The sequence below is a fragment of the Actinomadura rudentiformis genome (assembly GCF_008923185.1).
GTDB lineage: Bacteria > Actinomycetota > Actinomycetes > Streptosporangiales > Streptosporangiaceae > Spirillospora > Spirillospora rudentiformis.
In genome coordinates this window covers 19,490-45,750 of the sequence record NZ_WBMT01000003.1, presented here as the reverse complement: position 1 = coordinate 45,750, position 26,261 = coordinate 19,490, and the positions used below count along the sequence as shown (strand labels likewise).

Here is a 26,261-nt window from a genome sequence, read left to right as displayed (position 1 = left end):
CCGTCAGGGCAGGAAGATCGCGTACTCGGTCAGGTGCGGGAGCAGGTCGGGCGGGAGGTCGGCGTCCACCGTGAGCTCCTCGGCGGAGATGAAGCCGCCCTGGTCGTCGCGGCGGCGGACGATCCGTTCGACCTGCTCGGGGGTGATGCCGGGCAGCGTGCCCAGGAGCGCGGGCGGGGCGTGGTTGACGTCGATCAGCCCGCCGTCGTCGTACGCGCGCGGGAGATCGGGGCGGCCGATGCGCAGCTCGTGCGCCAGCGCGGGATCTTCGGCGGCGAGCTGCCGGGCGTCCTCACGGAGCATCCGGCGGTACTTCGCGACGTGGATCGCGTACTCGTTCTGGCGGCTGCGCGGGCCCGAGCGCGGGAACACCGACGGCCGGACGGTGAACGCGTGCACCGTGCCCGCGATCCACAACATCATCATCATGAAGCCGCCGAGCACGCCCGCCACGGCGTCGCCCACGTTCGTCAGCATCAGCGCCATGCCCAGCCCGATGCCGTAGCCGGCCGCGGACGCCCCGAGGCTCGCCGAGCCGCGCCGCACGGCGGCGTACATGAACGAGAAGGGCGTGCCGAAACCAAAGGTCAGAAAGGGCACGAAGGCCCACAGGACCCCGCTCGGCGTGTCCGGCGGAGGCGGCGGGATGGGCGGCGCCGGGGGCGTCGGAGGCACGGGAGGCATCGGGTACGGAGGGCGCCATCCAGGCGGGTAGGGAGCGCGTCCGGGATGGTGGTAGGGCCGTCCGGTGTGCGGGCGTGGCCGTCGTACCGGCGGGTCGTCCTCACCGGGGTCGTACGGGCCGTCGACGCCGTGGCTCACGTTCAGTTGGACGAACGTGACCCGCCTTGCGTTCCCTGCGCGTTCCCCCGCGGCGCTTCGTAAGGAATCATGGGGCGCGTGGGACGGCTACCAGGAAGCGGACTGGCCAAAGGGCTCGCGGTCACGTTGCGGACGATGACCCGGCGTTCGATCACGCGCCAGTACCCGGAAGTGCAGCCTGACCTGGCACCGCGCAGCCGGGGCGTGATCGCGCTGCTCGAGGAGAACTGCACCGTCTGCATGCTGTGCGCGCGTGAATGCCCCGATTGGTGCATATACATCGACTCGCACAAGGAGACGTTGCCGGCGGAGGGCGGTGGCCGCGCGCGGACGCGGAACGTGCTCGACCGGTTCGCGATCGACTTCGCGCTGTGCATGTACTGCGGCATCTGCATCGAGGCGTGCCCGTTCGACGCGCTGTTCTGGTCCCCGGAGTTCGAGTACGCCGAGTACGACATCAACGAGCTCACGCACGAGAAGGACCGGCTGCGGGAGTGGATGTGGACGGTGCCGCCGCCCCAGGCCCATGATCCTGGTGCGGAGCCGCCCAAGGAGGTCGCCGCCGCGGAGAAGGCGGCCACCCGCCCCAAGCGGACACCTGGAGAGCCACGGACACCTGGAGAGCCACGGACACCGGGAGGGCCACGGACGCCCGGAGGGTCCACGTGAGCGGGCAGGAGATCGTCTTCACGCTCCTCGGGATCGTCGCGGTCGGTTCCGGGCTGCTCGTGGTGACCACCCGGCAGCTGGTCCACGCGGCGTTGTGGCTGGTGGTGTCGTTCGGAGCGCTGGCGGGCGGCTACCTCGTCCTCACGGCGGAGTTCGTCGCGTGGGTGCAGGTGCTCATCTACGTCGGCGCCATCGTGGTGTTGCTGCTGTTCGGGATCATGCTCACCCGCGCGCCGATCGGGCAGTCCATGGATCTCGACTCCGGCAACCGGTGGATCGCGGCGGGCGTGGCGGTGGCGACGGCGGCCGTGCTCGTGACCGTGCTGGTGATGGGCTTCCGTGACGCGCACACGCCGTTGAAGCCGGGTGGCGGCTCGGCCGAGGAGCTCGGCGCCAGCGTGTTCCGGACGTGGGTGTTGCCGTTCGAGGTCCTGTCGGTGCTGCTGCTGGCCTCGCTCGTCGGGGCGATCGTCCTGTCCCGTTCGGACATCGGCCCGCGACTTCCCGGTCGCGCCGGTCATCCCGGTCATCCCGGCCGCGGCGGTCGTGGAGAGGGAGACGGCTGATGCACCTCGCCTATCCGCTGGTGGTCGCCTCGCTGCTGTTCTCGATCGGCGTGTACGGGGTGCTCGCGCGCCGCAACGCCATCCTGGTCCTGATGTCGGTCGAGCTCATGCTCAACGCCGTCAACCTCAACCTCGTCACGTTCGACATCTGGTGGCGCGACCGGCTGCACGGCGGCCAGGTGCTGACGCTGTTCACGATCGTGATCGCCGCCGCCGAGGTCGGGCTGGGCCTGGCGATCGTGCTGCTGGTGTACCGCAACCGCCAGATGATCGACGTTGACCGGCTGCGCGCGCTCGCCGAGGAGACCGGCGGCGACGTGCGCGGCGTTCGCGGCGACGGTGAAGGCGAGAGCGAAGGCGAGGGCGCGAAGGACGGGGACCACGCGGCGGTCGTGCCCTCCGAGGGGAGCACCACGTGATCGGGCTCGCCTCGGCAGTCGTCCTGCTGCCGTTCGTCGCCGCGTTCGCCGGGATGTTGCTCGGACCGCGCCTCAGCAGCCTCCTGGGCGCACGCACCACCACCGCCCCCGCGCCCGATCCCGTGCCGGGCGGCGGGCCTGAGGCGGGCGCGGAGGCGTGGCAGGGCGCCGCCACCGAGGCCGAACGTTCGTTCCTCAAGAACGGCCCGGCGATCATCGCGTGCGTGCCGATCGCCGTGTCGACGGTGCTCGCCGCCATCATCGGGCTCACGGTGTGGGGCGACCCTGGCGACCGGACCGGCGTCCTCACCCGCGTCGCCACCGGCACCGTCCCGATCGAGCTCGGCCTCCAGATCGACGGGCTGTCGGCCGTCGTGGCGTTCATGGTCTGCTGCGTGGCGCTGGCGGTGCAGGTCTACTCCGTCGCCTACATGAGCAAGGACCCGCGCTACTCCTCGTACGCGGCGTTCATCTCGCTCTTCACCGCCGCGATGTTGCTGGTCGTGTTCGCGGGCGACCTGCTCCTGCTGTACGTCGGCTGGGAGGTCATGGGCGTCTGCTCGTACTTCCTGATCGGCCACCACTGGGAGGAACGGGCCAACTCGCGGGCGGCGGTCAAGGCGTTCCTGGTGACGCGGCTCGGTGATGTCGGCTTCCTCTTCGGCATCTTCGTGCTCGGCATCGGCGCCGGGTCGTTCTCGATCGAACGCGTGCTGGACGAGGCGCCGTCGATGCCGCACGCGACCGTCACGGCGGCGGCGCTGTTGCTGCTCGCCGGAGTGGCCGGCAAGAGCGCGCAGTTCCCGCTGCACACCTGGCTGCCGGACGCGATGGCGGGCCCGACGCCGATCAGCGCCCTCATCCACGCCGCGACGATGGTCGCGGCCGGCGTCTACGTCGTCGCCCGCGTCTACGGTGTCTTCGTCGCGGCGCCCGCGGCGCTCACCGTGCTCGGCGTCCTCGCGGTCATCTCGATGCTCGGCTCCGCGCTGGCCGCGCTCGCCCAGGACGACATCAAGCGTGTGCTGGCCTACTCCACCGTCAGCCAGCTCGCCGTCATGGCGGGTGGCCTCGCGGTGGGAGCCAAGAACGGCGCGATCTTCCACCTGCTCACGCACGGCGCGTTCAAGGCACTGCTCTTCCTCGCCGCGGGCTGCGTCATCGTGGTCACCGGCTCCAACATGCTGCGCGACTACGGCGGGCTGCGGCAGGGCATGCCGATCACCTTCTGGACGATGACCGTCGGCCTTGCCGCGCTCGTCGGCGTCCCGCCCACCAGCGGCTGGTTCAGCAAGGACGCGGTCATCGAGGCCGCGCAGCACGCCGCCACGCGCGGTGACGCGTCGGCCGCCGACTGGCTGGTCTATGTGGGGTTGCTGGTCACCGTGGCGGTGACGGCGGCGTACGCGACCAGGCTGTGGCTGATGACGTTCTTCGGTGAGAACCGGGGGCAGGGGGCCTACGAGCTGAAAGAGGCGCCGATGCTCATGGCGGGCACGGTGACCGTGCTCGCCGTGCCGTCGGCGCTCGTCGGATTCTTCGGCGCCGGTGAGGCGGAGCTGCGGCCGCATGTCGGCTCGGCGGTGCTGGCGCTGCTGCTCGTCATCGCTGGGGCGGGTGCGGCGTTCCTGGTCTGGAACCGCGACCCGGCGCTCGACCCCGCCCGCGCCCTCGGCCCGGCGCGGCCGGTCTTCCTGCGGGCCTTCTACGTGGACGAGGTGTACGACGCGGTGATCGTACGGCCCGTACGGGCGCTGGCCCGCTACGTCATCACGTTCGACGATCGGGGGATCGACACCGCGGTGGTCGGCACCGCGCGGGGGGCGCGGCGGCTCAGCGAGCTGGCGCGGCTGCCGCAGAACGGCAACCCGCAGGCCTATCTCACCGGCGTCCTCGCAGGAACCGTCGTGATCGTCGCCGGGGTGGTGATCTTCCTGTGATCCTCCTGCTGATGGTGGGGACACCGCTCGCCGGGGCGCTGCTGCTGCTCCTGCCGGCAGGGCGCTTCCTGCCCGGTGACGTGGCGGTGCGCCGGTACGGGGTGGCCGTCTCCGGGGTGACGTTGCTGGTGGCCGCCGTCGCCCTCGCGGCGTTCGACTTCGGCAGCCCGACGCGGATGCAGTTCGGCGTGAACGAGGAGTGGGCGCTGTCCGTCGGGCTGCGCTTCCACCTCGGCGTGGACGGGATCTCGCTGCCGCTGGTCGTGCTGACCGCACTGCTGACGTTCCTGTGCTTCCTCTACACGATCAAACACCCTCCCGCTGGTGGCTCAACGCGACTGCTGACCGCGTTGTTGCTGGTGTTGGAAGTGGGGTTGCTCGGTACTTTCGTCGCGCTCGATCTCGTGCTCTTCTTCGTGTTCTTCGAGGTCGTGCTCATCCCCATGTACGTGGTGATCGCGCTGTGGGGCGGCGCGGGGCGCCGGGCGGCCGCGTACAAGTTCATCCTCTACACGCTCCTCGGGTCCGGCCTGCTGCTGGTCGGCATGCTGCTCGTCGCCGTGAACGCGGGCACGCTCGACATGACCGAGCTCGCCACGCGGCAGGGCGCCGGGCTCACCCACGGCATCCAAGTGACGGCGTTCCTGCTGATGGGGCTGGGCTTCGCGGTCAAGGCGCCGATGTGGCCGCTGCACACCTGGCTGCCCGACGCGCACACCGAGGCGCCGACGGTCGGCTCGGTGCTGCTGGCCGGCGTGCTGCTGAAGATGGGCACGTACGGCTTCGTCCGGATCGCGGTGCCCGGGGCGCCGGAGGGAGCCGAGTTCTGGGCGCCCTGGCTGGGGCTGCTCGCCGTCATCGGGATCGTCTACGGAGCGCTCGCCTGCCTGGCGCAGCGCGACCTCAAGCGGATGATCGCGTACTCGTCGGTCGGGCACATGGGCTTCGTGCTGCTGGGCATCGCGACGCTGACACCGGTCGGGCTGAACGCGGCGCTGTTCGGCAACATCGCGCACGGTCTGATCACGGGACTGCTGTTCTTCCTGGCCGGGGCGGTCAAGGAGCGGTACGGCACCGGTGATCTGGACGCGCTCGGCGGCGGGATGCTGGCGAAGGCGCCCACGCTGGCCTCGATCCTCACGTTCGCCTCGGTCGCGAGCCTCGGGCTGCCCGGGCTGGCCGGCTTCTGGGGCGAGATGCTCGCGCTGCTCGGCGCGTACAAGCCGCACGGCGACCTGCCGCGCGAGACGTTCATGACGTTCATGGCGATCGGCGGGCTCGGCGCGGTGCTGACCGCCGCCTACTTCCTGCGCATGCTCGCCAAGATCACTCACGGGCCGCCGTCCGAGGTGGTGGCGGCGCGGTCGGTGGCCGGGATCTCGGTGTACGAGTACGCCGCGTGGACGCCGCTCATCGTGCTGACGCTGCTGGTCGGCCTGTGGCCCAAGGCCCTGCTGGAAGTGACCACCGCCCCCGTGCGGGCGCTGCTGGGAGGTGGCTGATCATGTGCCGGGTGATGTCATGGGCGGTGATGTCATGGGCCAGGTGATCCAGAGCATCGACTACGCCGCCATCGCACCGGCGTTGATCGTGGCGGTGACCGCGATCGTGGTGTTGCTGGCCGACGCGTTCGACGTGCCGCGCCGCTTCATCGGCCTGCTCAGCGGCGGGGCGCTCGCGGTGGCGTTGCTCAGCGTCGTGCTGCTGGCGTTCGGCGACCGCCGCGCCACGTTCTGCCTGCCGGGTGAGCTGCGCGGCAACGGGCCGCGGTCGTGCTCGTACGTGGCGGACGACTTCACGCTCCTCTTCCAAGGGGTCGTGCTGGCTGGCGCCGTCATCGTCGTGCTGCTGTCGCTGCGCGAGATCGCCGAGGCCGAGATGCCGGCGGGGGAGTACCACTTCCTGCTGCTGTCGGCGATCGTCGGCGCGCTGAGCCTGGTGGCCGCGCGTGACCTGGTGCTGCTGGTCGTGGCGCTGGAGACGTTGTCGCTGCCGGTGTTCGCACTCGTCGCGTTGAAGAGGTACAGCGGCACGGGTTCGGAGGCGGCGCTCAAGCTCTTCCTGGTCTCGGTCGTCTCGGCGGCGCTGATGCTGTTCGGGATCAGCCTGGTGTACGGGGCGACCGGCGCGATGCACCTCGACCGCATCGCCCTTGCGCTGGACGACCTGCCCGGCGAGTACGACCCGGTCGTGGGCGTCGGCATCGTGCTCGTGCTGGTGGGCTTCGGCTTCAAGGTCGCCGCGGTGCCGTTCCATTTCTGGGCGCCCGACGTCTACCAGGGCGCGCCGCTGCCGGTCGCCGCGTTCCTCTCGGTGGTCTCCAAGGCGGCCGGGTTCGCCGGGCTGGCGATCGTGCTGGCGCTCGGCTTCCCCGCGTACGCCCATGTCTGGGGTCCCGTGGTCGCGCTGCTCGCCGCGCTGACGATGACCCTGGGCAATCTGATGGCCCTGCGGCAGGGCACCGCGATCCGCCTGCTGGCCTGGTCGTCGGTCGCCCAGTCGGGATACATGCTCGCGCCGCTGGCGGTCGGCACGGACCGGCTGCCGGAGGCGGTCGCGGCCACGACGGCGTACGTGGCGCTGTACGCGGTGATGAACCTCGGTGCGTTCGCCGTGGTCATCGGTTTCCGTGCGCGGATGCACCAGAGCCACGCCGAATATGGCGGCCCGGAGTGGGACTCCCTGGACGACTACCGCGGGCTCGCCCGGCGCAGCCCGGCGATCGGTGCCGCGCTCGCGTTCTTCCTGATCTGCCTGGCCGGGCTGCCGCCGGGCGTGATGGGGCTCTTCGCCAAGGTGGTGGTGTTCCGCGCCGTGGTCGCGGGCGACGTCACGTGGCTGGCGGTCGTCATGGCGATCAATACCGTGATCGGGCTCTACTACTACCTGGTCTGGGCCGTCCGGCTGTTCGCCGCACCCGAGGGCCGTCCGTACCTGATCGCCGCCGGGCCCGGCAGTTTCCCCGTACGCGCCGCCATCGCGGCGACCGCCGCCGGTGCCGTCGTCCTGTCGGTGGCGCCTCAGCTCGTCTTGCAAACGGTGAGCTCGGTGAGCTGACCACCCTCGTTCACCTGCGATCCCGCCCGTGTTTGACGATGTCTGACCGTGGAACATTCGGCCAGGTCAAACCGTTTTTACAGCGGGACGGATTAACGGGGAGGCAGGACAGAAGTGCAGTTCAACGGCGTCAAGACGGCGGCTCTGATCGCTGCGCTGTCGGCATTGATGCTCGCGGTGGGCTGGGTGCTGGGAGGCAACGCGGGCCTCTTCATCGCGCTCGTCATCGCGCTGGTCACCAACGGCATCGCGTACTTCTTCAGTGACCGGATCGCGCTGCGCTCCATGCGCGCCCATCCGGTCGGCGAGGTCGAGGCACCGGTGCTCTACCGGCTGGTCCGCGAGCTGGCGACCTCGGCGCGGCAGCCGATGCCCCGGCTGTACGTGTCGGAGACCATGCAGCCCAACGCGTTCGCCACCGGGCGCAACCCGCGCAACGCGGCGGTCTGCTGCACACGCGGCATCCTGCGGATGCTGGACGAGCGGGAGCTGCGGGCGGTGCTCGGCCATGAGCTGTCCCACGTCTACAACCGCGACATCCTCATCTCGTCCGTGGCCGCCGGGATCGCGACCGTCATCACCTACGTGTCCCATCTGGCGATCTTTCTGCCGATCGGCCGGTCCGACGACGATGACGGCCCCGGCATCCTCGGTGCGCTGCTGATGATGATCCTCGGCCCGATCGCCGCCGCGGTCGTCCAGATGGCGATCAGCCGCACCCGTGAGTTCGCCGCCGACGCCTCGGGTGCGCGGCTCACCGGCGATCCACTCGCCCTGGCGAGCGCCCTCCGCAAGATCGAGGCCGGGACGAAGGCGATGCCCCTTCCGCAGGACCCCGAGCTGGCCACCACCAGCTCCCTCATGATCGCCAACCCGTTCCGCGGCGGCGGCATGGGCAAGCTCTTCTCCACCCACCCGCCGACGGCCGAGCGCATCGCCCGCCTGGAGCGGATGGCCGGCCTCTCCCGCTGAGCAATGCCCGGCGACCGTGAGGCCGCCGGGCACCACGCCCTAGTTGGTGAGCCTGCCCCTGTTCACCAGGTGGCCGTGCCATACGGCGCCGGGGATCACCTGCTCGGGCTGGCCGAGCTTGTGACCACCGACGAGATGCCAGCCTTTGTACTTCTTGCAGGTGCCGACGGTCTCCTCCAGTGCCTTGAGGTAACCGATCGGCTTGCCGAGCGTGAGGCTCTCGCCCTTCTTCACGGCCTTACGCAGGTCCACCCGGGCGGGCTTCTTGCGGACCTTGAACTTGCAGACGGGCTCGGTGGCCGCCTCGGCAGTGCTTCCCCCCACGGCCATCGCACCACTGATGGCGAACGCGCTGAGAGTCAGGGACGCGAACAGCTTCTTGCTGAGCATGGTCTCCCCCGAATTCGGTGATCTGGTTGCCTCGGGCGAACGGGTCGCTCCGGGGTGACGGGCCCTTCCCGTAGATCACCCGGTAACTACTAACAGTAGTGAACGACTACCGCAAGTCACCGTCTCGCGGGCTGAAAATCGTTCTGAACCATCGGGCGCCCTCCCCCGTCATATGTAGTGCGGGCGCGCCGGGCGCCTTCTGCGGGGGAAGACGGCCGGCGCGCTCCGCGCTAGTCAGCGGTAGTTGACGAACTGCAGGGCGACGTCGAGGTCCTTGCCCTTCAGGAGCGCGATGACGTCCTGGAGATCGTCCTTCTTCTTCGAGCTCACCCGCAGCTCGTCCCCCTGGATCTGGGCCTTGACCCCCTTCGGCCCCTCCTCCCGGACGATCTTGCCGATCTTCTTGGCGTCCTCCTGGGAGATGCCCTCCTTCAGGGCCACGCTCAGCTTGTAGACCTTCCCCGACAGCTTGGGCTCGCTCGGGTCGATCGCCTTCAGCGAGATGCTCCGCTTGACCAGCTTGTCCTTGAGAACGTCCAGAACTGCGTTCGCCCGTTCCTCCGTATTGGCCTGTATCTCGATGGCCTCGCCGGACCACTTGATCCCGGCGTCCACGTTCCGGAAGTCGAACCTGTTGGCCACCTCCTTGGCGGCCTGGTTCAGGGCGTTGTCGACCTCCTGCCGGTCCAGCTTGCTCACGATGTCGAACGATGAGTCACCCATGGGACACCATTCTCGTCTGCTTCTTCTGGTAGTCCCCCGAGCGTAGCGAGACGACCGGCCCCACCGCCTGATCCACAACCGCCGACGCCGATGTCACGAGCACCGCCGGGGTCCGCTATTCTTTCCATTGCCGTCGCGAGAGCGACGCCACGGCGGGTTGCCCGAGTGGCCAATGGGAGCGGACTGTAAATCCGTCGGCTTAGCCTACGCAGGTTCGAACCCTGCACCCGCCACACCAACGCGAAACGGCCTGTCACCAGCTATGACACTGGTGACAGGCCGTTTCGCCATTCTCCGGCTGTTTCGGAACGCTACGCCGGATACGGCCGTGGGCCCGCGCCGCTGGCGCAATTGGTCGGCGCCGATGCGGAACGAGTGGCTGGCGCATGACGCTGATCGGCGCCTGCCGGTTTGTCAGGGGCTTGTGGCGTCTTTGAGGAGCAAGGGGCGTAGGTGCGTGTAAGCCCAGCCTGCCAGCGTGGTGGGGGTCGTGGTCACCAGGTCGCGTGGCTGTTCGGGGACCACGCTGCGCGATCCGGCGGCCATGCCGACGATGCCTTCCACGGCGCTGGGGGTCAGACCGGCTGAACGGAGGGCGGCACGGGCGTCGTCGTCGCCCACGGCGTTGAGCCGGATCGGGCGGTCGAGCACTTCGGTGAGGGTCTGCGCGACCTGCTCGAAGGTGAGGTCTTCGGGTCCGTGGACGGCTTGGACGACGCGGCCCTTCCATTCGTCGTTGAGCAGCCGTGCGGCGGCGACGTCACCGATGTCGCGCGGGTCGACCCACGGCATGGGCTGGTCCGGCAGGAACGATGTGGTCAGCTCACCGCGGGCCAGGCCGTCCAGATCCAGCAGGAGATTGGTGAAGAAGTAGGCGCAGCGCAGGTGGAGCGTGTCGGCGCCGGTGGAGTCGAGTTGTTCCTCGATCCGGGCCAGTCCGTCGATGTGGCCGACGCCGTGGCGCTTTTCCGCGCCGACGCTGCTCAGCAGCACCACCCGTGCGACGTCGCCCGCGCGGGCGGCCTCCACAAGGCCGGCGGCGGTCCGTTCCGAGGTCTCGATCGGGTCGTCGGCTGTGTGCGGAGTCGGGTCGACCCAGAAGACCGTCCGCGCGCCGGCCGTGGCCTTGCGGACGAATTCGGCATCGGTCAGGTCGCCGCGCCGTACGTCGACATGTTCGCGCGCGTCGAGCCGCGCCGGGTCGCGCACGAGTACCCGCGGCCGTACGCCGGCCTGCAGCAGCAACCGGACCACGCGCGATCCCACGCGCCCGGTCGGAGTGGTGACGACGATGGTCATCGTGATGATCCCCTCTTTCGGCTTCGGGGGAAGCCTACGAACGAAAGAGGACAGCTTCTGGCCTCTTTGCCGAGTCAATCGCGCTTTGGGTGGCTGCCGTGAAATCGTGTCCGGCATGTCAGCGAAAGACGCCGCAACGTACCCCCGAACGCTACGGTGCTGGCGATTCCTCGGCCTGCTGGTCGGCGTCACCGCGTTCTGTGGACTCACCACCACTCTGTTGGTCTCCGGGGCGACCTCGTCGCGGTCCAACCCCTCCGATCTCAGTCGGGCCATCTTGAGCGGGCTGTTCTTCGTGCTGACCGCGGTGTGCGTGATGTTCCTCATCCGCACGCGGGTGGTCATCGAGGAGTCCGGGGTCGGGGTCGTGTGGGGATTCCACCGGCGCCACCTGGCGTGGGACGAGATCATCGAGATCACAGCGGACTCCGCCGGGATCGGAGCGGGCTGGTTCCTCCACGTGCGCACGGCCGAACGCGAGCATGCCGCCGTAGCGTTCCCCACCACCCGTGGAAAGTCGCCAGAGCCGGGCACCAGGCTGTACGAGCCATCAGGGGATGAGCCGTACGGCCTCTACAAGCTGCACGCCGAGCTGTGGGAAGAGTGGCAGAGCCGCATCGCCTAGCCGTTGTCGTCGGGAGCCGCCTGGAGCGGTGTGAGGGGAAGGCCTTCAGCGTGCAGGTGAGTTATGCCAGCGAGGCGACGCCCGGGCGGGGGAACGAGGATTACATCGTCGCGGGGCCGGGATGGGTGGTCGTCCTCGACGGGGCCACCGCGCGCCCCGGAGTGGAGAGCGGATGCGTGCACGATCCGGCCTGGCTCGTCCGGCGGCTGGGAGCAGAGATCGGCGCGCGGCTGGTGCTGGAGAACGGGGCGCCGCTCGCCCACCTGCTGGCCGATTCGATCAAGGGCGTTCGCGAGCTCCACACGGGCGCGTGCGACCTGGACAATCCCGACAGCCCGTCCAGCACGGTCGCCTTGCTGCGGCGAGCCGGTGACCGGGTGCAGTGGCTGGTGCTGGCGGATTCGCCCGTCCTGCTCGACCTCGGCGACGAGATTCGGGTCATCCGGGACGGCCGGGTGGACGAGCTGCCGAGCTACACCGACGAGGCGGTGCGGGCCGCGCGCAACAGCCCGGGCGGATTCTGGGTGGCGAGCACCAGGCCCGAGGCGGCGTACGAGGCGCTCGCGGGTGAGATCTCGGTCGACCGGGTACGGCGCGCGGCCCTGCTGAGCGACGGCGCGGCCCGGCTGGTCGAGAGGTTCGGACGCATCGGGTGGCGTGAGTTGTTCGACCTGCTCGACCAGGCCGGGCCGCGTGAGGTGATCAGGCGGACCAGGGAGGCTGAGGCGACGGAGACGCTGCTCCGGGGGAAGCGCTACGACGACGCGACGGCCGTGCTGGTCCGCTTCTAACCGACGGGATTCCTGGCGGGCGTGATGTGCTGCCACCAGCCGGCGAGGTCCTCGGGCAGGTGCCTGCCTTCGACCGTCAGCCGCGCGGCCATCATCGGGTGCCTCCGGCCCGCCGGGAACGACCGCGCGTAGGAGGGCGGGTCGAGCACGACCACCCGCACGCCGTTGACGGCGGGGATGTCGGCGGGGACACCCTCGTTGTAGATCCACTCGCCGCGGGCGTCGACCAGGTTCCAGAAGCTGTTCACGATCGGGCCCGAGTCGGGCACGTCGGTGTCGGTGAACCACGAGACCATCTCGGCCGGCACCGCCTCGCCCGGCATGCCGCCGGGGTGGCCGAGGAGCGCGCCCCCGAGCAGGACGTGCAGCTGGAAGTTGTCGCCGATGCCGCCGATGGAGACCGTCCAGCCCTGACGGGAGGCACGGTCGAGAACGAGCAGCCGCTCGTTCTCCAGCACCCGGAGCAGCCGCGCCACCCAGTCCATCTTCGCGGAGTGCTCGGACAGCTGTGCGACGAGATCGGCCTTGCTCTCCCGGTCCGTCACGGAGGCGCGCAGGTCCGCCGACGCCGACAACATCGTGTTGGCCGACAGCGCGAACTTCTCCAGCGAGAACCACGACATCATCGCCGCCACCGGATCGTCGAAGTCCCGCGAGACGGTGTCGACGATCTCTTGCGACGGCCGGCCTTCGGGGTCGGGTGGCTGCTCACCGGTCGCCTTCTGCCATGCAGCGGCGAACGCGACGCCGCTCTCGGCGACGTTCAGCAGCCGGTCCAGCACGGGCTCCCCGGCGCCGAAGACCGTGGCGCCGTTCTCGACCCAGGACCCGGCGATCACCGCGAGCCAGCAGCCGAGATTCGGCGGGGCGGCGGCGATCCCCTCGCCCATCTTCGTCATCGCCATGTTCAGGACCGTGACGGGAGCGCCCTGCGATTCGCTCATCAGGCGGGGCATCAGATCACTGAAAGCCTGGTCCTCGGCGACGGCGGCCTGGACCGTGGCGTCCACGTGGCGGAGGAAGTCACTCATGGCGATCAGCCTGGCATATCGGGTGTGACCGAGGCCGTCCGGCATTCCCGGAGGCTGTGCGCTCGGGGGCCCGGATTTGATTTCGTATCCGGTGCGCGGGCCGTGTATGGTTACACCCGTCGCCAAGACGGCAAGGCCCCTTTAGCTCAGTCGGCAGAGCGTCTCCATGGTAAGGAGAAGGTCTACGGTTCGATTCCGTAAAGGGGCTCAAGGAAGTCCGCATCCCCCGGTCCGCTCGGAGCGGGCCGGGGTTGTTCGCGGTTTCCGAGGTGTTGCGACCATCAGGTATCCTGACCTATCGGTCCACACCGACCATCACGGCGGGGTAGCTCAGTCAGGCAGAGCAAGCGGCTCATAATCGCTGTGTCGCCGGTTCAAGTCCGGCCCTCGCTACTACCCGACCTCTCGTCCCCACTCCGGGCGGGCTGGCCGGTGCTCAAGATCAGGGGTTGTCCGCCCGGGCGGCCCAGGATTGCAACGTATGTCCAAGTCCCTAGTCAGAAAGGCACTCCATCGTGGCTGCCACCGACGTTAGGCCGAAGATCACGCTGGCCTGCCAGGAGTGCAAGCACCGCAACTACATCACGAGGAAGAACCGGCGCAACGACCCGGACCGCCTCGAGATCAAGAAGTACTGCCCCAACTGCCGGACCCACCGTCCGCACCGCGAGACCCGCTAGTCGCGCGGTCCGCAGTCGCGCACGACCCGCAGTCCGCAGTGGCTCGCGACCCGCAGTCCGCAGTGGCTCGCGACCCGCAGTCGCGCGGTCCGCGGCGGCTCCACGTAGCCGGCTGCGGGTTCTCACTCCACCGATCCGCCAGGCCGCACACCGGCCGCCCAGCCGTGATGGCCCTGGCGCCGACCGGCGCATCAGTTGGATGGCGACTTCCCATCGCTTGCTCTGACGTGTTCAGCCCGCCCTCGCGCATACCCGCGAGGGCGGGCTGAACGTCGTTCTGTTACGGTCCGTCGAGACGAGAAGCACGTGCTCGGCGCGGGCACGCGGGCTGGCACGGCCCTGTTGGACCTGGAGGGACGGATTGCATGGCACTCAACCGTGACTTCATCGGGCGGACGTTTCCGCCCAGTGAGCCGTACGAGGTCAGCCGGGTGAAGATCCGCGAGTTCGCGGACGCGATCGGGGACCGCAACCCGGTCTACCGCGACCCCGAGGCGGCCAAGGCGGCCGGGCACCCCGACGTCATCGCCCCGCCGACCTTCCCGATCGTGGTCTCGCTCGGCGGCCCCGCGATCGTGGACCCCGAGCTCGGCCTCAACCTCGCGATGGTGGTGCACGGCGAGCAGCACTTCGAGTACCGGCGCCCGCTCCAGGCCGGCGACGTGGTGACCTGCACGTCGACGATCACCGAGATCAAGGCGATCGGCAACAACGAGAAGATGACCATCGAGACCGACATCACGACGGTCGAGGGCGAGCTGATCGTCAAGACCTTCAACACGCTGGTGGAGCGGGGGGCCTGATGACCGCCAAGGTGAAGTACAGCGACGTCGAGGTCGGCACGGAGATCCCCGCGCAGACCTACCAGATCGACCGGCTCAACCTGGTCATGTACGCCGGGGCCTCCGGCGACTTCAACCCGATCCACTGGCGCGAGAGCTTCGCCACGCAGGTCGGCCTGCCGAACGTGATCGCGCACGGCATGTACACGATGGCCCAGGGCGGCCGGTTCGTCACCGACTGGGTGGGCGACCCGGGCGCGGTCGTCGACTACGGGGTGCGCTTCTCGGCACCGGTCGTGGTGCCCGACGAGGGCGGCGCGGCCCTGGAGATCAGCGGCAAGGTGGAGCAGAAGCTCGACGACAACAAGGTCGTCGTCGCGCTGACCGCCCGGTCCAACGACCAGAAGGTGCTCACGCGCGCCAAGGCCGTCGTCCGTCTCGCCTGAGCGCAGGCCGCGCTGCGCCATGCCGTTGCAGGGCGGTGGCGGTGGCGGCGACGGTGCGGCGAATCGATCGTTTGAGCCGGAGTCGTGTTCCGAGGTTCCGAGCGTTCCGCGCGTTCCGCGCGTTCCGCGTCCGGTGGTTCGCGGGCACGGGTCCGGCTCATACGATCGAAGCGTCAGGGAGGCGTGAGCGTACGGTACGTGACCGTCCTGGAGATGGGAACGAAACGTACGGGAGGGAAGACCGCGTGGCAGTGTTCGCTGAGGACGTGAACCTGGCCGGCTACACCACACTCCGGCTGGGCGGCCCGGCGCGCCGTTTCGTCGAGGCGACGACGGAGGCCGAGCTGGTCACCGCGGTCCGCCGGGCGGACGAGGCCGGCGAACCGGTGCTGGTCCTCGGCGGTGGCAGCAACCTCGTGGTCTCCGACGCGGGTTTCCCCGGCACCGTCGTGCACGTCGGCACCCGCGGCACCGAGATCATTCCGGCCGAGGGCGGCCGGGTGCTGGTCCGCGTCCAGGCGGGCGAGGAGTGGGACCCCTTCGTTGCGCGCTGCGTCGAGGACGGGCTCGCCGGGGTCGAGTGCCTGGCGGGCATCCCCGGGCGCGTCGGTGCGACCCCGATCCAGAACGTGGGCGCGTACGGGCAGGACGTCAGCGAGACGATCGTCGAGGTCCGGGCGTACGACCGCCAGACCCGCAAGGTCGTCACCCTCGACCGCGACGCCTGCCGGTTCACCTACCGGCACAGCGTCTTCAAGGGCTCCGACCGCCATGTGGTCCTGGACGTGATGTACGCCCTGCGCCAGGCCGAGGAGTCCCAGCCGATCGCGTACGCCGAGCTCGCCCGCAAGCTGAGGGCCGCGCCCGGTGATCGTGTCGCGCTCAAGGAGGCTCGCGACGCCGTCCTGGAGCTGCGGCGCGGCAAGGGCATGGTGCTCGACCCGGACGACCCCGACACCCGCAGCGCCGGTTCGTTCTTCACCAATCCGATCCTGGACGCGGCGCAGCTGGCCGATCTGGAACGCCGCGTCGCCGAACGGCTCGGCCCGGACGTCGCGTTCCCCCGTTACCCCGAGAGCGGCGGCCGCACCAAGACCTCCGCCGCCTGGCTGATCGACCGGGCGGGCTTCGCCAAGGGTGAGTCGCTCGGCCCGATGCGGATCTCCACCAAGCACACCCTGGCCCTCACCAACCCCGACGGCGGCCGCACCGAGGATCTCCTCGCGCTGGCCCGGCACGTCCGCGCCGGTGTGCGGGAGGCGTTCGGAGTCGAGCTGGTCAACGAGCCCGTCTTCGTCGGCGTCACCCTCTGAGCCACCCCGACCCGGGTCCCCGGCACCCTCTGAGCCACCCTCCGACCCGGGTCCTCGCACCCACTGCCCCCGATCCTCTGGTGTGAGGTGGCTGGTAGCCTGGCGATCACCCGAGGGGGAGTAGTCCCAATCGAGTGATCGACATACTGGCGGCCCGCACGGCTGGGCCGCCCGGTCACCCGGGCCCGCGCGTGCGCGGGCGGACGAGACCTTCGGCCTGGCAGTCATGCCGGGCCGAGGTCGAGCGCCCTGACCGGCGAGATCCCCGTCCTCCGCTCGGCATCCGAGCGAGAGGGAAGCGGTGTCCGCCTTCATCATCAGCCTGGTCGTGATCTTCGTCGCTGAGCTGGGCGACAAGAGCCAGCTCATGGCCATGACCTTCGCCACACGCTTCCGGACGCTTCCGGTGCTCGTCGGCATCACGGTCGCGACCGCGGTGGTGCACCTGGCCAGTGTGCTGCTCGGCGCCGCGCTGGGGGCCGCGCTCCCCACCGGGCCGATCTCGATCCTGGCCGGCGTGGCGTTCTTCGCCTTCGCGGTCTGGACCCTGCGCGGCGACGAGCTGGACGACGACGAACGTGCCAAGGCCCGCCGGGCCACCGGATCGGCGATCCTCGCGGTGGGCGGCGCCTTCTTCCTTGCCGAGCTCGGCGACAAGACGATGCTCGCCACGGTCACGCTCGCGGCCGACCACGGCGGCGTGGCCGGGCTGACCGGCGTCTGGCTCGGGTCCACGATCGGCATGGTGGCCGCCGACGCGCTGGCCATCGTGGTCGGCCGGGTGCTGGGCCGGCGGCTGCCCGAGCGGGTGATCCGGTACGGCGCGGCGGCGGGCTTCGCGATCTTCGGGGTGGTGCTGCTCATCGAGGGCATCGGGGGCATGGAGGGGCTCTGACCCGCACGCTTATCCCCAGTGACTCGCCGCGAGGAATTGCTGACAGGACGTACGCAGCGGTAACAATTGTTTTCTCAGGGTCGTACGTGCTCTGTGCGTTCCACATGTGCCGTTTCGCGCGCATCATGAGGGCAAGGCTCTTCGCACCCGTGGGATCCTGCCGCGGGAGGGCCTTGAGGGGGCGGAGCACGAGGTGGCCATTCCGCGACCCCAAAGGGGTCTGGGACTGCGTCCTCAGTTGAGCGATGAGGTCGCTGCCCGCATCCGTGAGCTGATCATGGAGGGACGGGTGCGTCCGGGGGAGTTCCTCCGGCTGGAGCGGCTCGCGCTTGATTTCGGCATCAGCGTGACGCCGGTACGGGAGGCGCTGCAGTCCCTGCGCAGTGAGGGTTTCGTACAGCTGGAGCCGCGGCGCGGGTTCGTCGTCGCGCCGCTGTCCAAACAGGATGTCAAGGACCTGTTCTGGGTACAGGCGACCATCGCGGCCGAGCTGACCACGCGGGCGGCCGGCCTGATGGGACCGGAGCCGCTCCGGGAACTGACCACGATCCACCGGGCGCTCGACCAGGCGGTGAGCGCCGGACAGGTGGATCACGTCGAGGAGCACAACCACGCGTTCCATCGGGCGATCAACCTGGCCGCGGACTCGCCGAAGCTGGCCTGGTCGCTGGGTTCGGTCGCGCGTTACGTGCCACGCGGGTTGTACGGGCGGCTGCCGGACTGGCCCGCCGTGGCCGTACGGGATCATGAACGGATCATGGTGGCGCTGCGCCTGGGCGACCCTGAGGCGGCGAGCGAGGCCATGCGGCTGCACATCACCCAGGCGGGCGAGCTCCTCATCGCTCATCTGGAGCGGCAGGGGATGTGGCCCGCCGCGCTTGACGAAGTTAGTGATTGAACACTAACTTGTCCGGGTGAGCCCTCGGATGAGTGCCGACGAACGGCGCGAGGAGACCGTCCGCGTGGCGATCTGCGAATTCGGCCGGAGTGGCTACGAGGGCACCTCGACCGCCGCGATCGCCAAGCGCGTCGGTGTGTCACAGCCGTACCTCTTCCGCCTCTTCCCGTCCAAGCGCGCGCTCTTCCTCGCAGCGGTGGAGCGCTGCTTCGACGACATGGAGGAGGCGATGCGCGAGTCCGCCGGCGGCAAGTACGGCCAGGAGGCGATCGTCGCGATGGGGATGCGTTACCGGGAGATGCTCGACTCTGGCGTTCAGCTGAAGTTCCAGTTGCAGCTCTATGCGACCGCGCTCGACGACAAGGAGGTCCGGCAGATCGGGAACGCCCGCTGGGCCAAGCTGTGGCGCACCATCGCCGAGCTCACCGGCGAGTCGGCCGACGACATCCTGCATTTCGTGTCGAGGGGCATGCTCCTCAACGTCCTGACCGCGCTCGACGTCCCCTACACCCCCGGCCCAGGGCTGGGTCGATCACTTCTCGAATGGTCCGAGAACGGCTGAGCCGTCCCGGCGTTTCAGCACCCTCCCGCACCCCGGCACCCGCAGCACTCCTTATTTTTTTTGGGCAACGAAGTTAGTGACTGATAACTAATCCTGGAGAACGGTCATGCGGCATCACGCAGCGAGAACGTTCATCGTGACCGGCATAGCGCTGTTCATGGTGTCCCTGGACAACCTGATCGTCACCAACGCGCTCCCCTCGATCCGGACCGACCTCGGCACCGGACTGGAAGCGCTCGAATGGACCGTCAACGCCTACACCCTCACGTTCGCCGTCCTGCTGCTCACCGGCGCCGCCGTCGCCGACCGGTTCGGCCGCCGCCGGCTGTTCGCGATCGGCCTGACCGTCTTCACCGCGTCCTCCGCCGCCGCGGCCCTTGCTCCCGGCATCGGCACGTTGATCGCCGCCCGCGCGGTCCAGGGCGCGGGCGCCGCCATCATCACACCGCTCACCCTGACCATGCTCGCCGCGGCGGTGCCCGCTGCCAAGCGCGGGCAGGCCCTCGCGGCCTGGGGTGCCATGAGCGGGCTCGGGGTCGCGCTCGGCCCGGTCGTCGGCGGCGCGCTCACCGACCACGCCGGCTGGCAGTGGATCTTCTGGATCAACGTGCCGATCGGCGTCGCCCTGCTCGCCCTCGTCCGGCCGTTCCTGAGCGAGAGCCACGGTCCGCGCAGGCCGCTCGACCTGGTCGGCACCCTCCTGGTGAGCGCCGGCCTGCTCGGCATCGTGCTCGGCTTGGTGGAGGGCAACGGCCGGGGCTGGACCAGCGGCCTCGTCCTCACGTCGCTGACCGCCGGCGCGGTCCTCCTGGCGGGCTTCCTGGTGTACGAGGCGCGCGCCGCCCATCCGATGTTGCCGCTGGCGCTCTTCCGCGGACGTGGCTTCAGCGCGGTCAACGGCACCGCGCTGGTGATGTCGTTCGGCATGTTCGGCTCGGTCTTCCTGCTCGCGCAGTTCCTCCAGGGCGTGCAGGGCATGTCCCCGCTCGAGGCCGGCGTCCGGACCCTGCCGTGGACGGCGATGCCCGTGCTCGTCGCCCCGCTCACCGCCCCGCTGATGGCACGCATCGGTGCCCGCAACGTGCTCGTGATCGCGCTGGCGTTCCAAACCGCCGGAATCGTCTGGATGAGCGCGGTGACGACCACCGACGTCTCCTACTCGGCGCTGCTGCCCGCCTTCGTCCTGGCCGGCATCGGAATGGGACTGTTCTTCTCACCGCAGGCCCGGCTGGTCCTCGCCTTCGCGCCGCAGGAGCTCACCGGCGTCGCCTCCGGTGTGAGCAACGCCCTCCGCCAGCTCGGCACGGTGCTCGGCATCGCGGTGCTCGGCGCGGTCTTCGCCGCCAACGGCGACTTCGAGAGCCCCGCCACGTTCACGGCCGGCCTCACCGCCGCGACCTGGAGTGGCGCCGCCGTCCTGGCCGTCGCGGTCGTCGTCGCCTTGATCATCCCGGCCCGGATGCCCGCCTCCGCCGCCACGGCCACCACTCCGGAACCAGCCGAAGCGGCGGAACTGCCCGAAGTGGCGAAACCGGCCCAATCAGCCCAATCGGCCCAACCGGACGGTCCGGCTCAGTCTCAGGCGTCCGCGCCGGCCTGAGGTCTCGCCAGCCAGCCGTCGATCTCGTCGAAGAGGCGCTTGCGGACGGCCTCGGGAGCGGCCGAGCCGCCGATCGACTGGCGGGCGAGCTCGGCCAGCTCCTCATCGGTGAATCCGTGGTCGGCACGGGCCAGCTCGTACTGCCGGACGAGCCGCGAGCCGAACAGCAGCGGGTCGTCGGCGCCCAGCGCGAGCCGGGCGCCCGCCTCGAACAGGTCACGGACGGGCACGTCGGCGGCCGTCCGGGCGACGCCGAGACCGACATTGGAGGACGGGCACACCTCCAGCGTGACGCCGCGGTCGACGATCTTGTCCAGCAGGCGGCGGTCCTCGATGGCCCGCACCCCGTGCCCGATCCGCTCCGCCTCCAGGGTCTCCAGGCACTCGCGGATGCTCTGGGGCCCGAGCAGCTCGCCGCCGTGCGGGACGGCCAGCAGGCCGCCGCGGTGCGCGATGCGGAAGGCCCCCTCGAAGTCGTACGCACGCCCCCGGCGCTCGTCGTTGGACAGGCCGAAGCCGACGACGCCCTGGTCGGTGTAGCGCACCGCCAGGCGGGCGAGGGTCTTGGCGTCGAGCGGGTGCCGGGTGCGGTTGGCCGCGATGACCACGCCGATCCCCACCCCGGTGGCCGCCTCGGCCTCGCGGGCGGCGTCGAGGACGAGCTCGACGGTCGGCGTCAGCCCGCCGAAGCGCGCCGCGTACCCGCTCGGGTCGACCTGGATCTCCAGCCAGCCCGACCCTTCGGCGGCCTCGTCCTCCGCCGTCTCGCGCAGCAGCCGGCGCAAGTCGCCCGGGGTCTGGAGCACCGAACGCGCGATGTCGTACAGCCGCTGGAACCGGAACCAGCCGCGTTCGTCGGTCGCCTGCAGGTGCGGAGGCCAGTCCTCGACCAAAGCGTCAGGCAGGTGCACGCCGCGCTCGGCGGCCAGCTCGACCAGCGTCGAGTGCCGCATCGAACCGGTGAAGTGCAGGTGCAGGTGAGCCTTGGGCAACGCGGCCAGGTCACGGGGTGCGGATCCAGAACGGGCCTCCATGAACCAATGTTGCCCGATCTTGCGACCGGCCGGTGCCTGGACGGCCCCTGGATGCCCCCAGACCACCCGTGACGGTCATCACCCATGGCCCGGAACGACCAGAACCCCATGGGCACCGGCCATACGGCGGCCCTCACCGAAAGTTCTCAAAATACTTCCGGTGACCGTGCAACCCCGGTCCGGGGTCGCGCGTATATGAGGGGCGCAAGAGGTCAGAGGGTCAGAAGGGACACACCATGTTCACCATGAAGGCAGGCCTGATCGCGGCGTCCACCATCGGTGCCGTCGCGATCGGCGGGGTCACGTGGGCCGCCACGGGTCAGTCGGGTCTCGGTCTCCCGGGCGGCTCCCCCAAGGCCCCGGTGGAGGCCCAGAAGGTGCAGGACGCGCTCCCCGCCGCGCCGCCCACCTGCCTGCCCAAGGCCGGGCTCCCCAAGGTGCCCGACGCCAAGGCGCCGGACCTCCCGAACGCGCCGAAGGCACCGGACGCCTCGAAGCCGAATCTTCCGAACGTGCCGAGCGTGCCGAACGCGCCGAAGGCTCCCGACGCCAAGCCGTCGAACCTCCCCAGCGTTCCCAACCCCAACGTCCCCGCCGTGCCGAAGGACGTCCCAGGCGCTCCCAAGGACCTCCCGGGGGCTCCCAAGGACGTCCCGGGTGTCCCCAAGGACGTCCCCGCGCTGCCGAACTGCCTGCCGGACACCGGCAGCCTGCCGTCCGGCGCGCCGAGCAACCTTCCCACCAACGCGCCGAAGCCGGGACTGCCCAAGCTCCCCGGCGCGCCGAAGCTCAGCTGTGACAAGCTGCCCGCCCCCGTGCAGATCGGCGGCTCGATCGAGAAGACCCTGATCCTGCCGAAGGGTCTGCAGTTCGCGTCCGCGAACCACGGCTCCATCGAGCTGAAGTCGCGGAAGATCTGCGCGATCACGCAGAAGTGGACCGGCAAGGCCGGCCAGTGGCTTACCGTCGAACGGCTAAAGGTGCCCGCCGGGATCACCGAGCAGGACCTGCGCAAGGCCCTCAAGCTTCCCGAGAAGGGCGGCAAGAAGATCTCTCTCAACGGAGGTCTCGCCTGGCAGAGCTCCGCGGGCACCGGAGTGCTCCTGTTCGACCAGGAGGGCTACTCGCTCTTCGTCAACGGCAGCCCGGTGATGGCCGGCAGTGTCCAGGACCTGACCGGAGCCCTGCACCGGGCGCACTGAGCACGGGGGCGGACGGCCTTAGGCGCGTGGGGCCGTCCGCCGCCGGTGACACAACCGAAAACCCTCCCAGCACCTGCTCACGTCCGGACGGAGCACAGTGGGTCGTCGAAACGACGAATCTTTCACCGAATTCGTGGTGGAGCGCGGGACCGCCCTGACACGGACCGCCGCGCTGCTCTGCGGTGCCCGCCAGGATGCCGAGGATCTTCTGCAGGCCGCCCTGGAGAAGGCGTACCGGCACTGGGGCCGGCTCGATCCCGAGACCGACCCCGAGCCGTACGTGCGGCGCATCCTGGTCAACCTGGCGATCAGCCGGTCGCGCAGGTGGAAGGTGCTGCGGGAGATCCATATGGCGCGGCCGCCGGACGAGCCGGTGGCCTCGCCGGTGCACGCGGTGGAGCTGCGCGGCACCCTCATGGACGAGCTGCGCAAGCTCGGCCCGCGGCAGCGCGCGGTGCTCGTCCTGCGCTTCTGGGAGGACCTTTCGGAGGCGGAGACCGCGCGAGTGCTCGGCTGTTCGGTCGGCACGGTCAAGAGCCAGGCGTCCCGGGGCCTCGCCAGGCTCCGAGAACGACTCGACACCAACATGGCGCCGCTGGGGAGATGAGCGATGGACCTGGAGAGCGAACTGCGTGAGGCCATGGCGGAGCACACCGCCGAGGCGTCGGCTCCGGCCTCGCTCGCGGCGGCGGTCCGGCACCGGCACCGCCGCCGCGTGGCCCGGATCCGCACGACGGTGGGCATCGCCGCCGTCGCGGTCGTGGCGATCGCCGCGGTGCCCTCCTACCGATCGATGAACGCGGGTCCGGTGAGCTCGTCCCGCACCCCGACGTCCACCGGCGCGGCGGCGGTGCCGCCCGGACCGGAGAAGCCACCCGCCTCGGGCCCGGCGCGGCCCCCCCACTCGACGGACGGGCCCGGGGCGGGATCGAGCAGGCAGCCGACGGCCCCCGGCACCACGCCGGGCCGGAACGGCGGTCCGCTCCCGACCGCCGGCGGGAGACCCGCGCCTCCGGCATGGGTGACCTATCTGCCGTCCGGCTTGAGCGCGGCAGGCCCCTGCCGCACCGAACGGAGCGGGCGCGAGACGTCCACGACGTGCCGGTGGCGCGGCGCGTCCGGCTCGGTGGAGGTACGGGTCGTCCGCGGCATGGGCCTTGACGGGCCGGAGAGCCTGGCCACGTTCCCGGGCGTGCCGAAGCCCACCACCGTCCGCGGCCGCCGCGCGGTCATGTCCGACCGGCCGGACTCGGGCCGTCAGGTCGCGTGGCTGGATCGTCCAGGTGTGGGGGTCCTCGTGGTGGCCGGCGGTGCCGCGCGCGACCGGCTGCTCCAGATCGCCGAGGGCGTCCGCCTCTAGGAACGGCACCACGAGGACGGCGGAGCGCCTACCGCGTGCTCGGCTCCGGCCACCCGGGCGGAGGCGAGGCGGAGGACACCGTCTCGACACCTGACGCGACGAGAGCGCCCTGGCGGGTTTCCGCCAGGGCGCTCTCCGTGACTACGGCGTCAGGTGACTTACGGCGTCAGTGGGCCATGTCAGCGGGCCTCGGTGAGGAGCTTGTTGACCCGGGAGACGCCCTCGACGAGGTCGTCGTCGCCGAGCGCGTACGACAGCCGGAAGTAGCCGGGGGTACCGAACGCCTCGCCCGGCACCAGGGCGACCTCGGCCTCCTCCAGGATCAGCGAGGCGAGCTCGACCGAGGTCTGCGGGCGCTTGCCGCGGATCTCCTTGCCGAGCAGCTCCTTGACCGAGGGGTAGCAGTAGAACGCGCCCTCGGGCTCCGGGCAGAGCACACCCGGGATCTCGTTGAGCATCCGGACCATCGTCTGGCGGCGCCGGTCGAACGCGGAGCGCATCTCGGCCACGGCCTCCAGGTCGCCGGTCACCGCGGCGAGGGCGGCGGCCTGCGCGACGTTGGAGACGTTGGAGGTGGCGTGCGACTGCAGGTTGGTCGCGGCCTTGACCACGTCCTTGGGGCCGATCATCCAGCCCACCCGCCAGCCGGTCATCGCGTAGGTCTTGGCCACGCCGTTGAGCACCAGAGTGCGGTCGGCCAGTTCGGGGACCACGACCGGCATCGAGTGGAACTCGGCGTTCCCGTACACCAGATGCTCGTAGATCTCGTCAGTGATCACCCAGAGCTCGTGCTCGGCCGCCCAGCGGCCGATCGCCTCGATCTCGTCGCGCGAGTAGACCGCGCCGGTCGGGTTGGACGGCGACACGAACAGCAGCACCTTCGTCCGGTCGGTGCGCGCCGCCTCCAGCTGCGCCACGCTCACCCGGTAGCCGGTGGTCTCGTCGGCCACCACGTCGACCGGCACGCCGCCCGCCAGCTTGATCGACTCGGGATAGGTGGTCCAGTACGGCGTCGGCATGATCACCTCGTCGCCCGGGTCGAGCAGCGCCGCGAACGCCTCGTACACCGCCTGCTTGCCGCCGTTGGTGACCAGCACCTGCGCGGCCTCGACCCGGTAGCCGGAGTCGCGCTCGGTCTTCTCCGCGATGGCGGTCTTCAGCTCGGGCAGGCCGCCGGCGGGGGTGTACTTGTGGAAACGCGGCACCCGGCACGCGGTCACCGCCGCCTCGACGATGTAGCCGGGCGTGGGGAAGTCCGGTTCGCCCGCGCCGAAACCGATGACCGGGCGGCCCGCCGCCTTCAGCGCCTTGGCCTTGGCGTCGACGGCCAGCGTGGCGGACTCGGAGATGGCGGCGATGCGCTTTGAGATGCGAGGACGGTCAGTGCTCATGTCCCTATCGTTACAGAGGACAACCCATGCTCACGTCCGTATTTCTCACTCCCTGGACGAAGATGTCTGCCGGGCATCGTGGCCGGTCGCGCCGCTCGGCGGCAGAGATCCCAGAGGATCTTCTGGCCGTCTGGTTCGACTAGCGGCCCCTCATCCACGTAGACTCACCCCGCAGTGACGCGCCACCGGCATACGGCCATGTCCTCAAAGGGCCGTAAGCTGGGACCGTCACTACTGAAGGGCAGTGGCTCAATTGGCAGAGCTCCGGTCTCCAAAACCGGCGGTTGGGGGTTCGAGTCCCTCCTGCCCTGCGAGGTGCGGTGCGCGCACCCGTGCCCGGCCAGGTCATGGCGCGCCGTCATGGCGCGTCGGTGGCGGGCAGGCGCTACAACCACATAGTGGTTGATCACGACCTATGAGGTGAACGGCGGCACAATGGCGACTGAGACCAGCAGCGGCGAAGCCGCTGCCAAGGATGAAGGCAGGAAGCCCGCAGGTAAGCGGACGTCTCCAGCTCTCTTCGTGCGCCAGATCATCGCCGAGCTGCGCAAGGTCATCTGGCCCACGCGCAAGGAGCTCATCACCTACACCACGGTCTGCCTGGTGTTCGTGCTGGTCATGATCGGGATTGTGGCGGGCCTGGACTGGCTCCTGACCAAGGGCATCTTCTGGGTCTTCGGCTGAGCCGACCGGCCTGGCCGCCGTCCCTGCCACAAGCAGCCGGTGTCACAAGCAGCCGGTCACAGGCACTGGTCACACGCATCGCCTGAAATTCCATCACCGGAAATCGTTCG

28 protein-coding genes and 4 tRNA genes are annotated in these 26,261 nt (G+C 70.0%); 25 read left to right on the top strand and 7 right to left on the bottom strand.

Going from position 1 to position 26,261, the window contains the following annotated elements; translation table 11 throughout:
- Window positions 1–3 precede the first annotated feature (3 nt).
- Entirely contained in the window at window positions 4–822 is an 819-nt protein-coding gene (locus F8566_RS06740; protein ID WP_225992925.1) for a helix-hairpin-helix domain-containing protein, read from the bottom strand.
- Window positions 823–900: 78 nt separating this feature from the next.
- Here F8566_RS06740 and F8566_RS06735 point away from each other — a divergent pair, with 78 nt between their 5' ends.
- The 7 genes from F8566_RS06735 (at window position 901) to htpX (ending at window position 8,445) form a co-directional block, all read left to right on the top strand.
- Window positions 901–1,491, top strand: a complete 591-nt coding sequence (locus tag F8566_RS06735; protein WP_151559083.1) for a NuoI/complex I 23 kDa subunit family protein — start codon at window positions 901–903, stop codon at window positions 1,489–1,491.
- Window positions 1,488–2,057 carry an NADH-quinone oxidoreductase subunit J family protein gene (locus tag F8566_RS06730; protein WP_151559082.1) on the top strand — a complete coding sequence of 190 codons (570 nt, stop codon included), beginning with the start codon at window positions 1,488–1,490 and terminating at the stop codon, window positions 2,055–2,057. The genes F8566_RS06735 and F8566_RS06730 overlap by 4 nt, the downstream gene beginning before the upstream one ends.
- Window positions 2,057–2,476 carry an NADH-quinone oxidoreductase subunit NuoK gene (nuoK, locus tag F8566_RS06725; RefSeq protein WP_151559081.1) on the top strand — a complete coding sequence of 140 codons (420 nt, stop codon included), beginning with the start codon at window positions 2,057–2,059 and terminating at the stop codon, window positions 2,474–2,476. Before F8566_RS06730 ends, nuoK begins: the two co-directional genes overlap by 1 nt.
- A complete protein-coding gene (locus F8566_RS06720) occupies window positions 2,473–4,416 on the top strand; it encodes an NADH-quinone oxidoreductase subunit 5 family protein (RefSeq protein ID WP_151559080.1) in 1,944 nt (647 codons plus the stop codon). Before nuoK ends, F8566_RS06720 begins: the two co-directional genes overlap by 4 nt.
- Window positions 4,413–5,918, top strand: a complete 1,506-nt coding sequence (locus tag F8566_RS06715; protein WP_318836386.1) for a complex I subunit 4 family protein — start codon at window positions 4,413–4,415, stop codon at window positions 5,916–5,918. The genes F8566_RS06720 and F8566_RS06715 overlap by 4 nt, the downstream gene beginning before the upstream one ends.
- Window positions 5,919–5,937: 19 nt before the next feature.
- Window positions 5,938–7,473 (top strand): NADH-quinone oxidoreductase subunit N, encoded by a 1,536-nt coding sequence (locus tag F8566_RS06710; protein WP_225992924.1) that lies wholly within the window; start codon window positions 5,938–5,940, stop codon window positions 7,471–7,473.
- Between the two features lie 114 nt (window positions 7,474–7,587).
- On the top strand, window positions 7,588–8,445 hold the full coding sequence (htpX, locus tag F8566_RS06705) for a zinc metalloprotease HtpX (protein WP_151559079.1): 858 nt from the start codon (window positions 7,588–7,590) through the stop codon (window positions 8,443–8,445).
- Between the two features lie 39 nt (window positions 8,446–8,484).
- Here htpX and F8566_RS06700 read toward each other — a convergent pair whose 3' ends face one another.
- Together F8566_RS06700 and F8566_RS06695 are read right to left on the bottom strand one after the other, a co-directional pair.
- On the bottom strand, window positions 8,485–8,835 hold the full coding sequence (locus F8566_RS06700) for a hypothetical protein (protein ID WP_151559078.1): 351 nt from the start codon (window positions 8,833–8,835) through the stop codon (window positions 8,485–8,487).
- Window positions 8,836–9,069: 234 nt separating this feature from the next.
- A complete protein-coding gene (locus F8566_RS06695; RefSeq protein WP_151559077.1) occupies window positions 9,070–9,558 on the bottom strand; it encodes a YajQ family cyclic di-GMP-binding protein in 489 nt (162 codons plus the stop codon).
- 151 nt (window positions 9,559–9,709) lie between these two features.
- Between F8566_RS06695 and F8566_RS06690 the strand changes: the two genes are divergently transcribed.
- A tRNA-Tyr gene (locus F8566_RS06690) sits at window positions 9,710–9,791 on the top strand.
- Window positions 9,792–9,972: 181 nt separating this feature from the next.
- Here F8566_RS06690 and F8566_RS06685 read toward each other — a convergent pair.
- Window positions 9,973–10,857 carry an NmrA family NAD(P)-binding protein gene (locus tag F8566_RS06685; RefSeq protein ID WP_151559076.1) on the bottom strand — a complete coding sequence of 295 codons (885 nt, stop codon included), beginning with the start codon at window positions 10,855–10,857 and terminating at the stop codon, window positions 9,973–9,975.
- 115 nt (window positions 10,858–10,972) lie between these two features.
- On the opposite strand from F8566_RS06685, the gene F8566_RS06680 reads away from it, so the two are divergent.
- Entirely contained in the window at window positions 10,973–11,482 is a 510-nt protein-coding gene (locus F8566_RS06680) for a PH domain-containing protein (protein ID WP_151559075.1), read from the top strand.
- A gap of 50 nt (window positions 11,483–11,532) precedes the next feature.
- A complete protein-coding gene (locus tag F8566_RS06675; protein WP_151559074.1) occupies window positions 11,533–12,273 on the top strand; it encodes a protein phosphatase 2C domain-containing protein in 741 nt (246 codons plus the stop codon).
- Here the strand turns inward: F8566_RS06675 and F8566_RS06670 are convergent.
- Entirely contained in the window at window positions 12,270–13,304 is a 1,035-nt protein-coding gene (locus F8566_RS06670; RefSeq protein ID WP_151559073.1) for a hypothetical protein, read from the bottom strand. The genes F8566_RS06675 and F8566_RS06670 overlap by 4 nt on opposite strands.
- A gap of 135 nt (window positions 13,305–13,439) precedes the next feature.
- Here F8566_RS06670 and F8566_RS06665 point away from each other — a divergent pair.
- The 10 genes from F8566_RS06665 (at window position 13,440) to F8566_RS06620 (ending at window position 20,480) form a co-directional block, all read left to right on the top strand.
- Window positions 13,440–13,512: transfer RNA gene (locus F8566_RS06665), tRNA-Thr, on the top strand.
- A 111-nt stretch (window positions 13,513–13,623) separates the two neighbouring features.
- A tRNA-Met gene (locus F8566_RS06660) sits at window positions 13,624–13,697 on the top strand.
- A gap of 122 nt (window positions 13,698–13,819) precedes the next feature.
- On the top strand, window positions 13,820–13,984 hold the full coding sequence (gene rpmG / locus F8566_RS06655; protein ID WP_026404241.1) for a 50S ribosomal protein L33: 165 nt from the start codon (window positions 13,820–13,822) through the stop codon (window positions 13,982–13,984).
- A 365-nt stretch (window positions 13,985–14,349) separates the two neighbouring features.
- The gene (locus tag F8566_RS06650; RefSeq protein WP_151559072.1) at window positions 14,350–14,787 is read left to right on the top strand and encodes a MaoC family dehydratase N-terminal domain-containing protein; all 438 of its coding nucleotides are present in this window, start codon (window positions 14,350–14,352) and stop codon (window positions 14,785–14,787) included.
- Window positions 14,787–15,212: a MaoC family dehydratase gene (locus F8566_RS06645; protein ID WP_151559071.1), complete on the top strand. Its 426-nt coding sequence runs from the start codon at window positions 14,787–14,789 to the stop codon at window positions 15,210–15,212. The genes F8566_RS06650 and F8566_RS06645 overlap by 1 nt, the downstream gene beginning before the upstream one ends.
- Window positions 15,213–15,457: 245 nt before the next feature.
- On the top strand, window positions 15,458–16,525 hold the full coding sequence (locus F8566_RS06640; RefSeq protein WP_151559070.1) for a UDP-N-acetylmuramate dehydrogenase: 1,068 nt from the start codon (window positions 15,458–15,460) through the stop codon (window positions 16,523–16,525).
- A 301-nt stretch (window positions 16,526–16,826) separates the two neighbouring features.
- Window positions 16,827–17,420 carry a TMEM165/GDT1 family protein gene (locus tag F8566_RS06635; RefSeq protein ID WP_151559069.1) on the top strand — a complete coding sequence of 198 codons (594 nt, stop codon included), beginning with the start codon at window positions 16,827–16,829 and terminating at the stop codon, window positions 17,418–17,420.
- A gap of 238 nt (window positions 17,421–17,658) precedes the next feature.
- The gene (locus F8566_RS06630; RefSeq protein WP_225992923.1) at window positions 17,659–18,318 is read left to right on the top strand and encodes a GntR family transcriptional regulator; all 660 of its coding nucleotides are present in this window, start codon (window positions 17,659–17,661) and stop codon (window positions 18,316–18,318) included.
- 28 nt (window positions 18,319–18,346) lie between these two features.
- Window positions 18,347–18,880 (top strand): TetR/AcrR family transcriptional regulator, encoded by a 534-nt coding sequence (locus tag F8566_RS06625; protein ID WP_151559068.1) that lies wholly within the window; start codon window positions 18,347–18,349, stop codon window positions 18,878–18,880.
- A gap of 106 nt (window positions 18,881–18,986) precedes the next feature.
- Complete coding sequence (locus tag F8566_RS06620) at window positions 18,987–20,480, top strand: DHA2 family efflux MFS transporter permease subunit (RefSeq protein WP_151559067.1); 1,494 nt, start codon at window positions 18,987–18,989, stop codon at window positions 20,478–20,480.
- Here F8566_RS06620 and F8566_RS06615 read toward each other — a convergent pair.
- The gene (locus tag F8566_RS06615; protein WP_151559066.1) at window positions 20,459–21,514 is read right to left on the bottom strand and encodes an adenosine deaminase; all 1,056 of its coding nucleotides are present in this window, start codon (window positions 21,512–21,514) and stop codon (window positions 20,459–20,461) included. The two genes, F8566_RS06620 and F8566_RS06615, sit on opposite strands and share 22 nt — an antisense overlap.
- A gap of 236 nt (window positions 21,515–21,750) precedes the next feature.
- Here F8566_RS06615 and F8566_RS06610 point away from each other — a divergent pair, with 236 nt between their 5' ends.
- From F8566_RS06610 to F8566_RS06600, 3 genes are all read left to right on the top strand, one after another.
- Window positions 21,751–22,716: a hypothetical protein gene (locus F8566_RS06610; RefSeq protein ID WP_151559065.1), complete on the top strand. Its 966-nt coding sequence runs from the start codon at window positions 21,751–21,753 to the stop codon at window positions 22,714–22,716.
- Between the two features lie 97 nt (window positions 22,717–22,813).
- The gene (locus F8566_RS06605) at window positions 22,814–23,323 is read left to right on the top strand and encodes a SigE family RNA polymerase sigma factor (protein WP_151559064.1); all 510 of its coding nucleotides are present in this window, start codon (window positions 22,814–22,816) and stop codon (window positions 23,321–23,323) included.
- 3 nt (window positions 23,324–23,326) lie between these two features.
- Complete coding sequence (locus F8566_RS06600) at window positions 23,327–24,076, top strand: hypothetical protein (RefSeq protein ID WP_151559063.1); 750 nt, start codon at window positions 23,327–23,329, stop codon at window positions 24,074–24,076.
- A 179-nt stretch (window positions 24,077–24,255) separates the two neighbouring features.
- Here F8566_RS06600 and F8566_RS06595 read toward each other — a convergent pair whose 3' ends face one another.
- Entirely contained in the window at window positions 24,256–25,467 is a 1,212-nt protein-coding gene (locus tag F8566_RS06595; RefSeq protein ID WP_151559062.1) for a pyridoxal phosphate-dependent aminotransferase, read from the bottom strand.
- A gap of 238 nt (window positions 25,468–25,705) precedes the next feature.
- Here F8566_RS06595 and F8566_RS06590 point away from each other — a divergent pair.
- Window positions 25,706–25,778: transfer RNA gene (locus tag F8566_RS06590), tRNA-Trp, on the top strand.
- A 124-nt stretch (window positions 25,779–25,902) separates the two neighbouring features.
- On the top strand, window positions 25,903–26,151 hold the full coding sequence (gene secE / locus F8566_RS06585; protein ID WP_151559061.1) for a preprotein translocase subunit SecE: 249 nt from the start codon (window positions 25,903–25,905) through the stop codon (window positions 26,149–26,151).
- The last annotated feature ends 110 nt before the right edge of the window (window positions 26,152–26,261 follow it).

What these genes read in the sequence shown, in the direction of transcription:
- F8566_RS06620 (WP_151559067.1), top strand. Translation starts at nt 18,987, where the DNA reads ATGCGGCATCACGCAGCGAGAACGTTCATCGTGACCGGCATAGCGCTG.
- F8566_RS06600 (WP_151559063.1), top strand. Translation starts at nt 23,327, where the DNA reads ATGGACCTGGAGAGCGAACTGCGTGAGGCCATGGCGGAGCACACCGCC.
- F8566_RS06680 (WP_151559075.1), top strand. Translation starts at nt 10,973, where the DNA reads ATGTCAGCGAAAGACGCCGCAACGTACCCCCGAACGCTACGGTGCTGG.
- secE (WP_151559061.1), top strand. Translation starts at nt 25,903, where the DNA reads ATGGCGACTGAGACCAGCAGCGGCGAAGCCGCTGCCAAGGATGAAGGC.
- F8566_RS06685 (WP_151559076.1), bottom strand. Translation starts at nt 10,857, where the DNA reads ATGACCATCGTCGTCACCACTCCGACCGGGCGCGTGGGATCGCGCGTG.
- F8566_RS06595 (WP_151559062.1), bottom strand. Translation starts at nt 25,467, where the DNA reads ATGAGCACTGACCGTCCTCGCATCTCAAAGCGCATCGCCGCCATCTCC.
- F8566_RS06650 (WP_151559072.1), top strand. Translation starts at nt 14,350, where the DNA reads ATGGCACTCAACCGTGACTTCATCGGGCGGACGTTTCCGCCCAGTGAG.
- F8566_RS06625 (WP_151559068.1), top strand. Translation starts at nt 18,347, where the DNA reads ATGAGTGCCGACGAACGGCGCGAGGAGACCGTCCGCGTGGCGATCTGC.
- F8566_RS06645 (WP_151559071.1), top strand. Translation starts at nt 14,787, where the DNA reads ATGACCGCCAAGGTGAAGTACAGCGACGTCGAGGTCGGCACGGAGATC.
- F8566_RS06710 (WP_225992924.1), top strand. Translation starts at nt 5,938, where the DNA reads ATGGGCGGTGATGTCATGGGCCAGGTGATCCAGAGCATCGACTACGCC.
- F8566_RS06615 (WP_151559066.1), bottom strand. Translation starts at nt 21,514, where the DNA reads ATGGAGGCCCGTTCTGGATCCGCACCCCGTGACCTGGCCGCGTTGCCC.
- F8566_RS06670 (WP_151559073.1), bottom strand. Translation starts at nt 13,304, where the DNA reads ATGAGTGACTTCCTCCGCCACGTGGACGCCACGGTCCAGGCCGCCGTC.
- F8566_RS06610 (WP_151559065.1), top strand. Translation starts at nt 21,751, where the DNA reads ATGTTCACCATGAAGGCAGGCCTGATCGCGGCGTCCACCATCGGTGCC.
- nuoK (WP_151559081.1), top strand. Translation starts at nt 2,057, where the DNA reads ATGCACCTCGCCTATCCGCTGGTGGTCGCCTCGCTGCTGTTCTCGATC.
- F8566_RS06695 (WP_151559077.1), bottom strand. Translation starts at nt 9,558, where the DNA reads ATGGGTGACTCATCGTTCGACATCGTGAGCAAGCTGGACCGGCAGGAG.
- F8566_RS06700 (WP_151559078.1), bottom strand. Translation starts at nt 8,835, where the DNA reads ATGCTCAGCAAGAAGCTGTTCGCGTCCCTGACTCTCAGCGCGTTCGCC.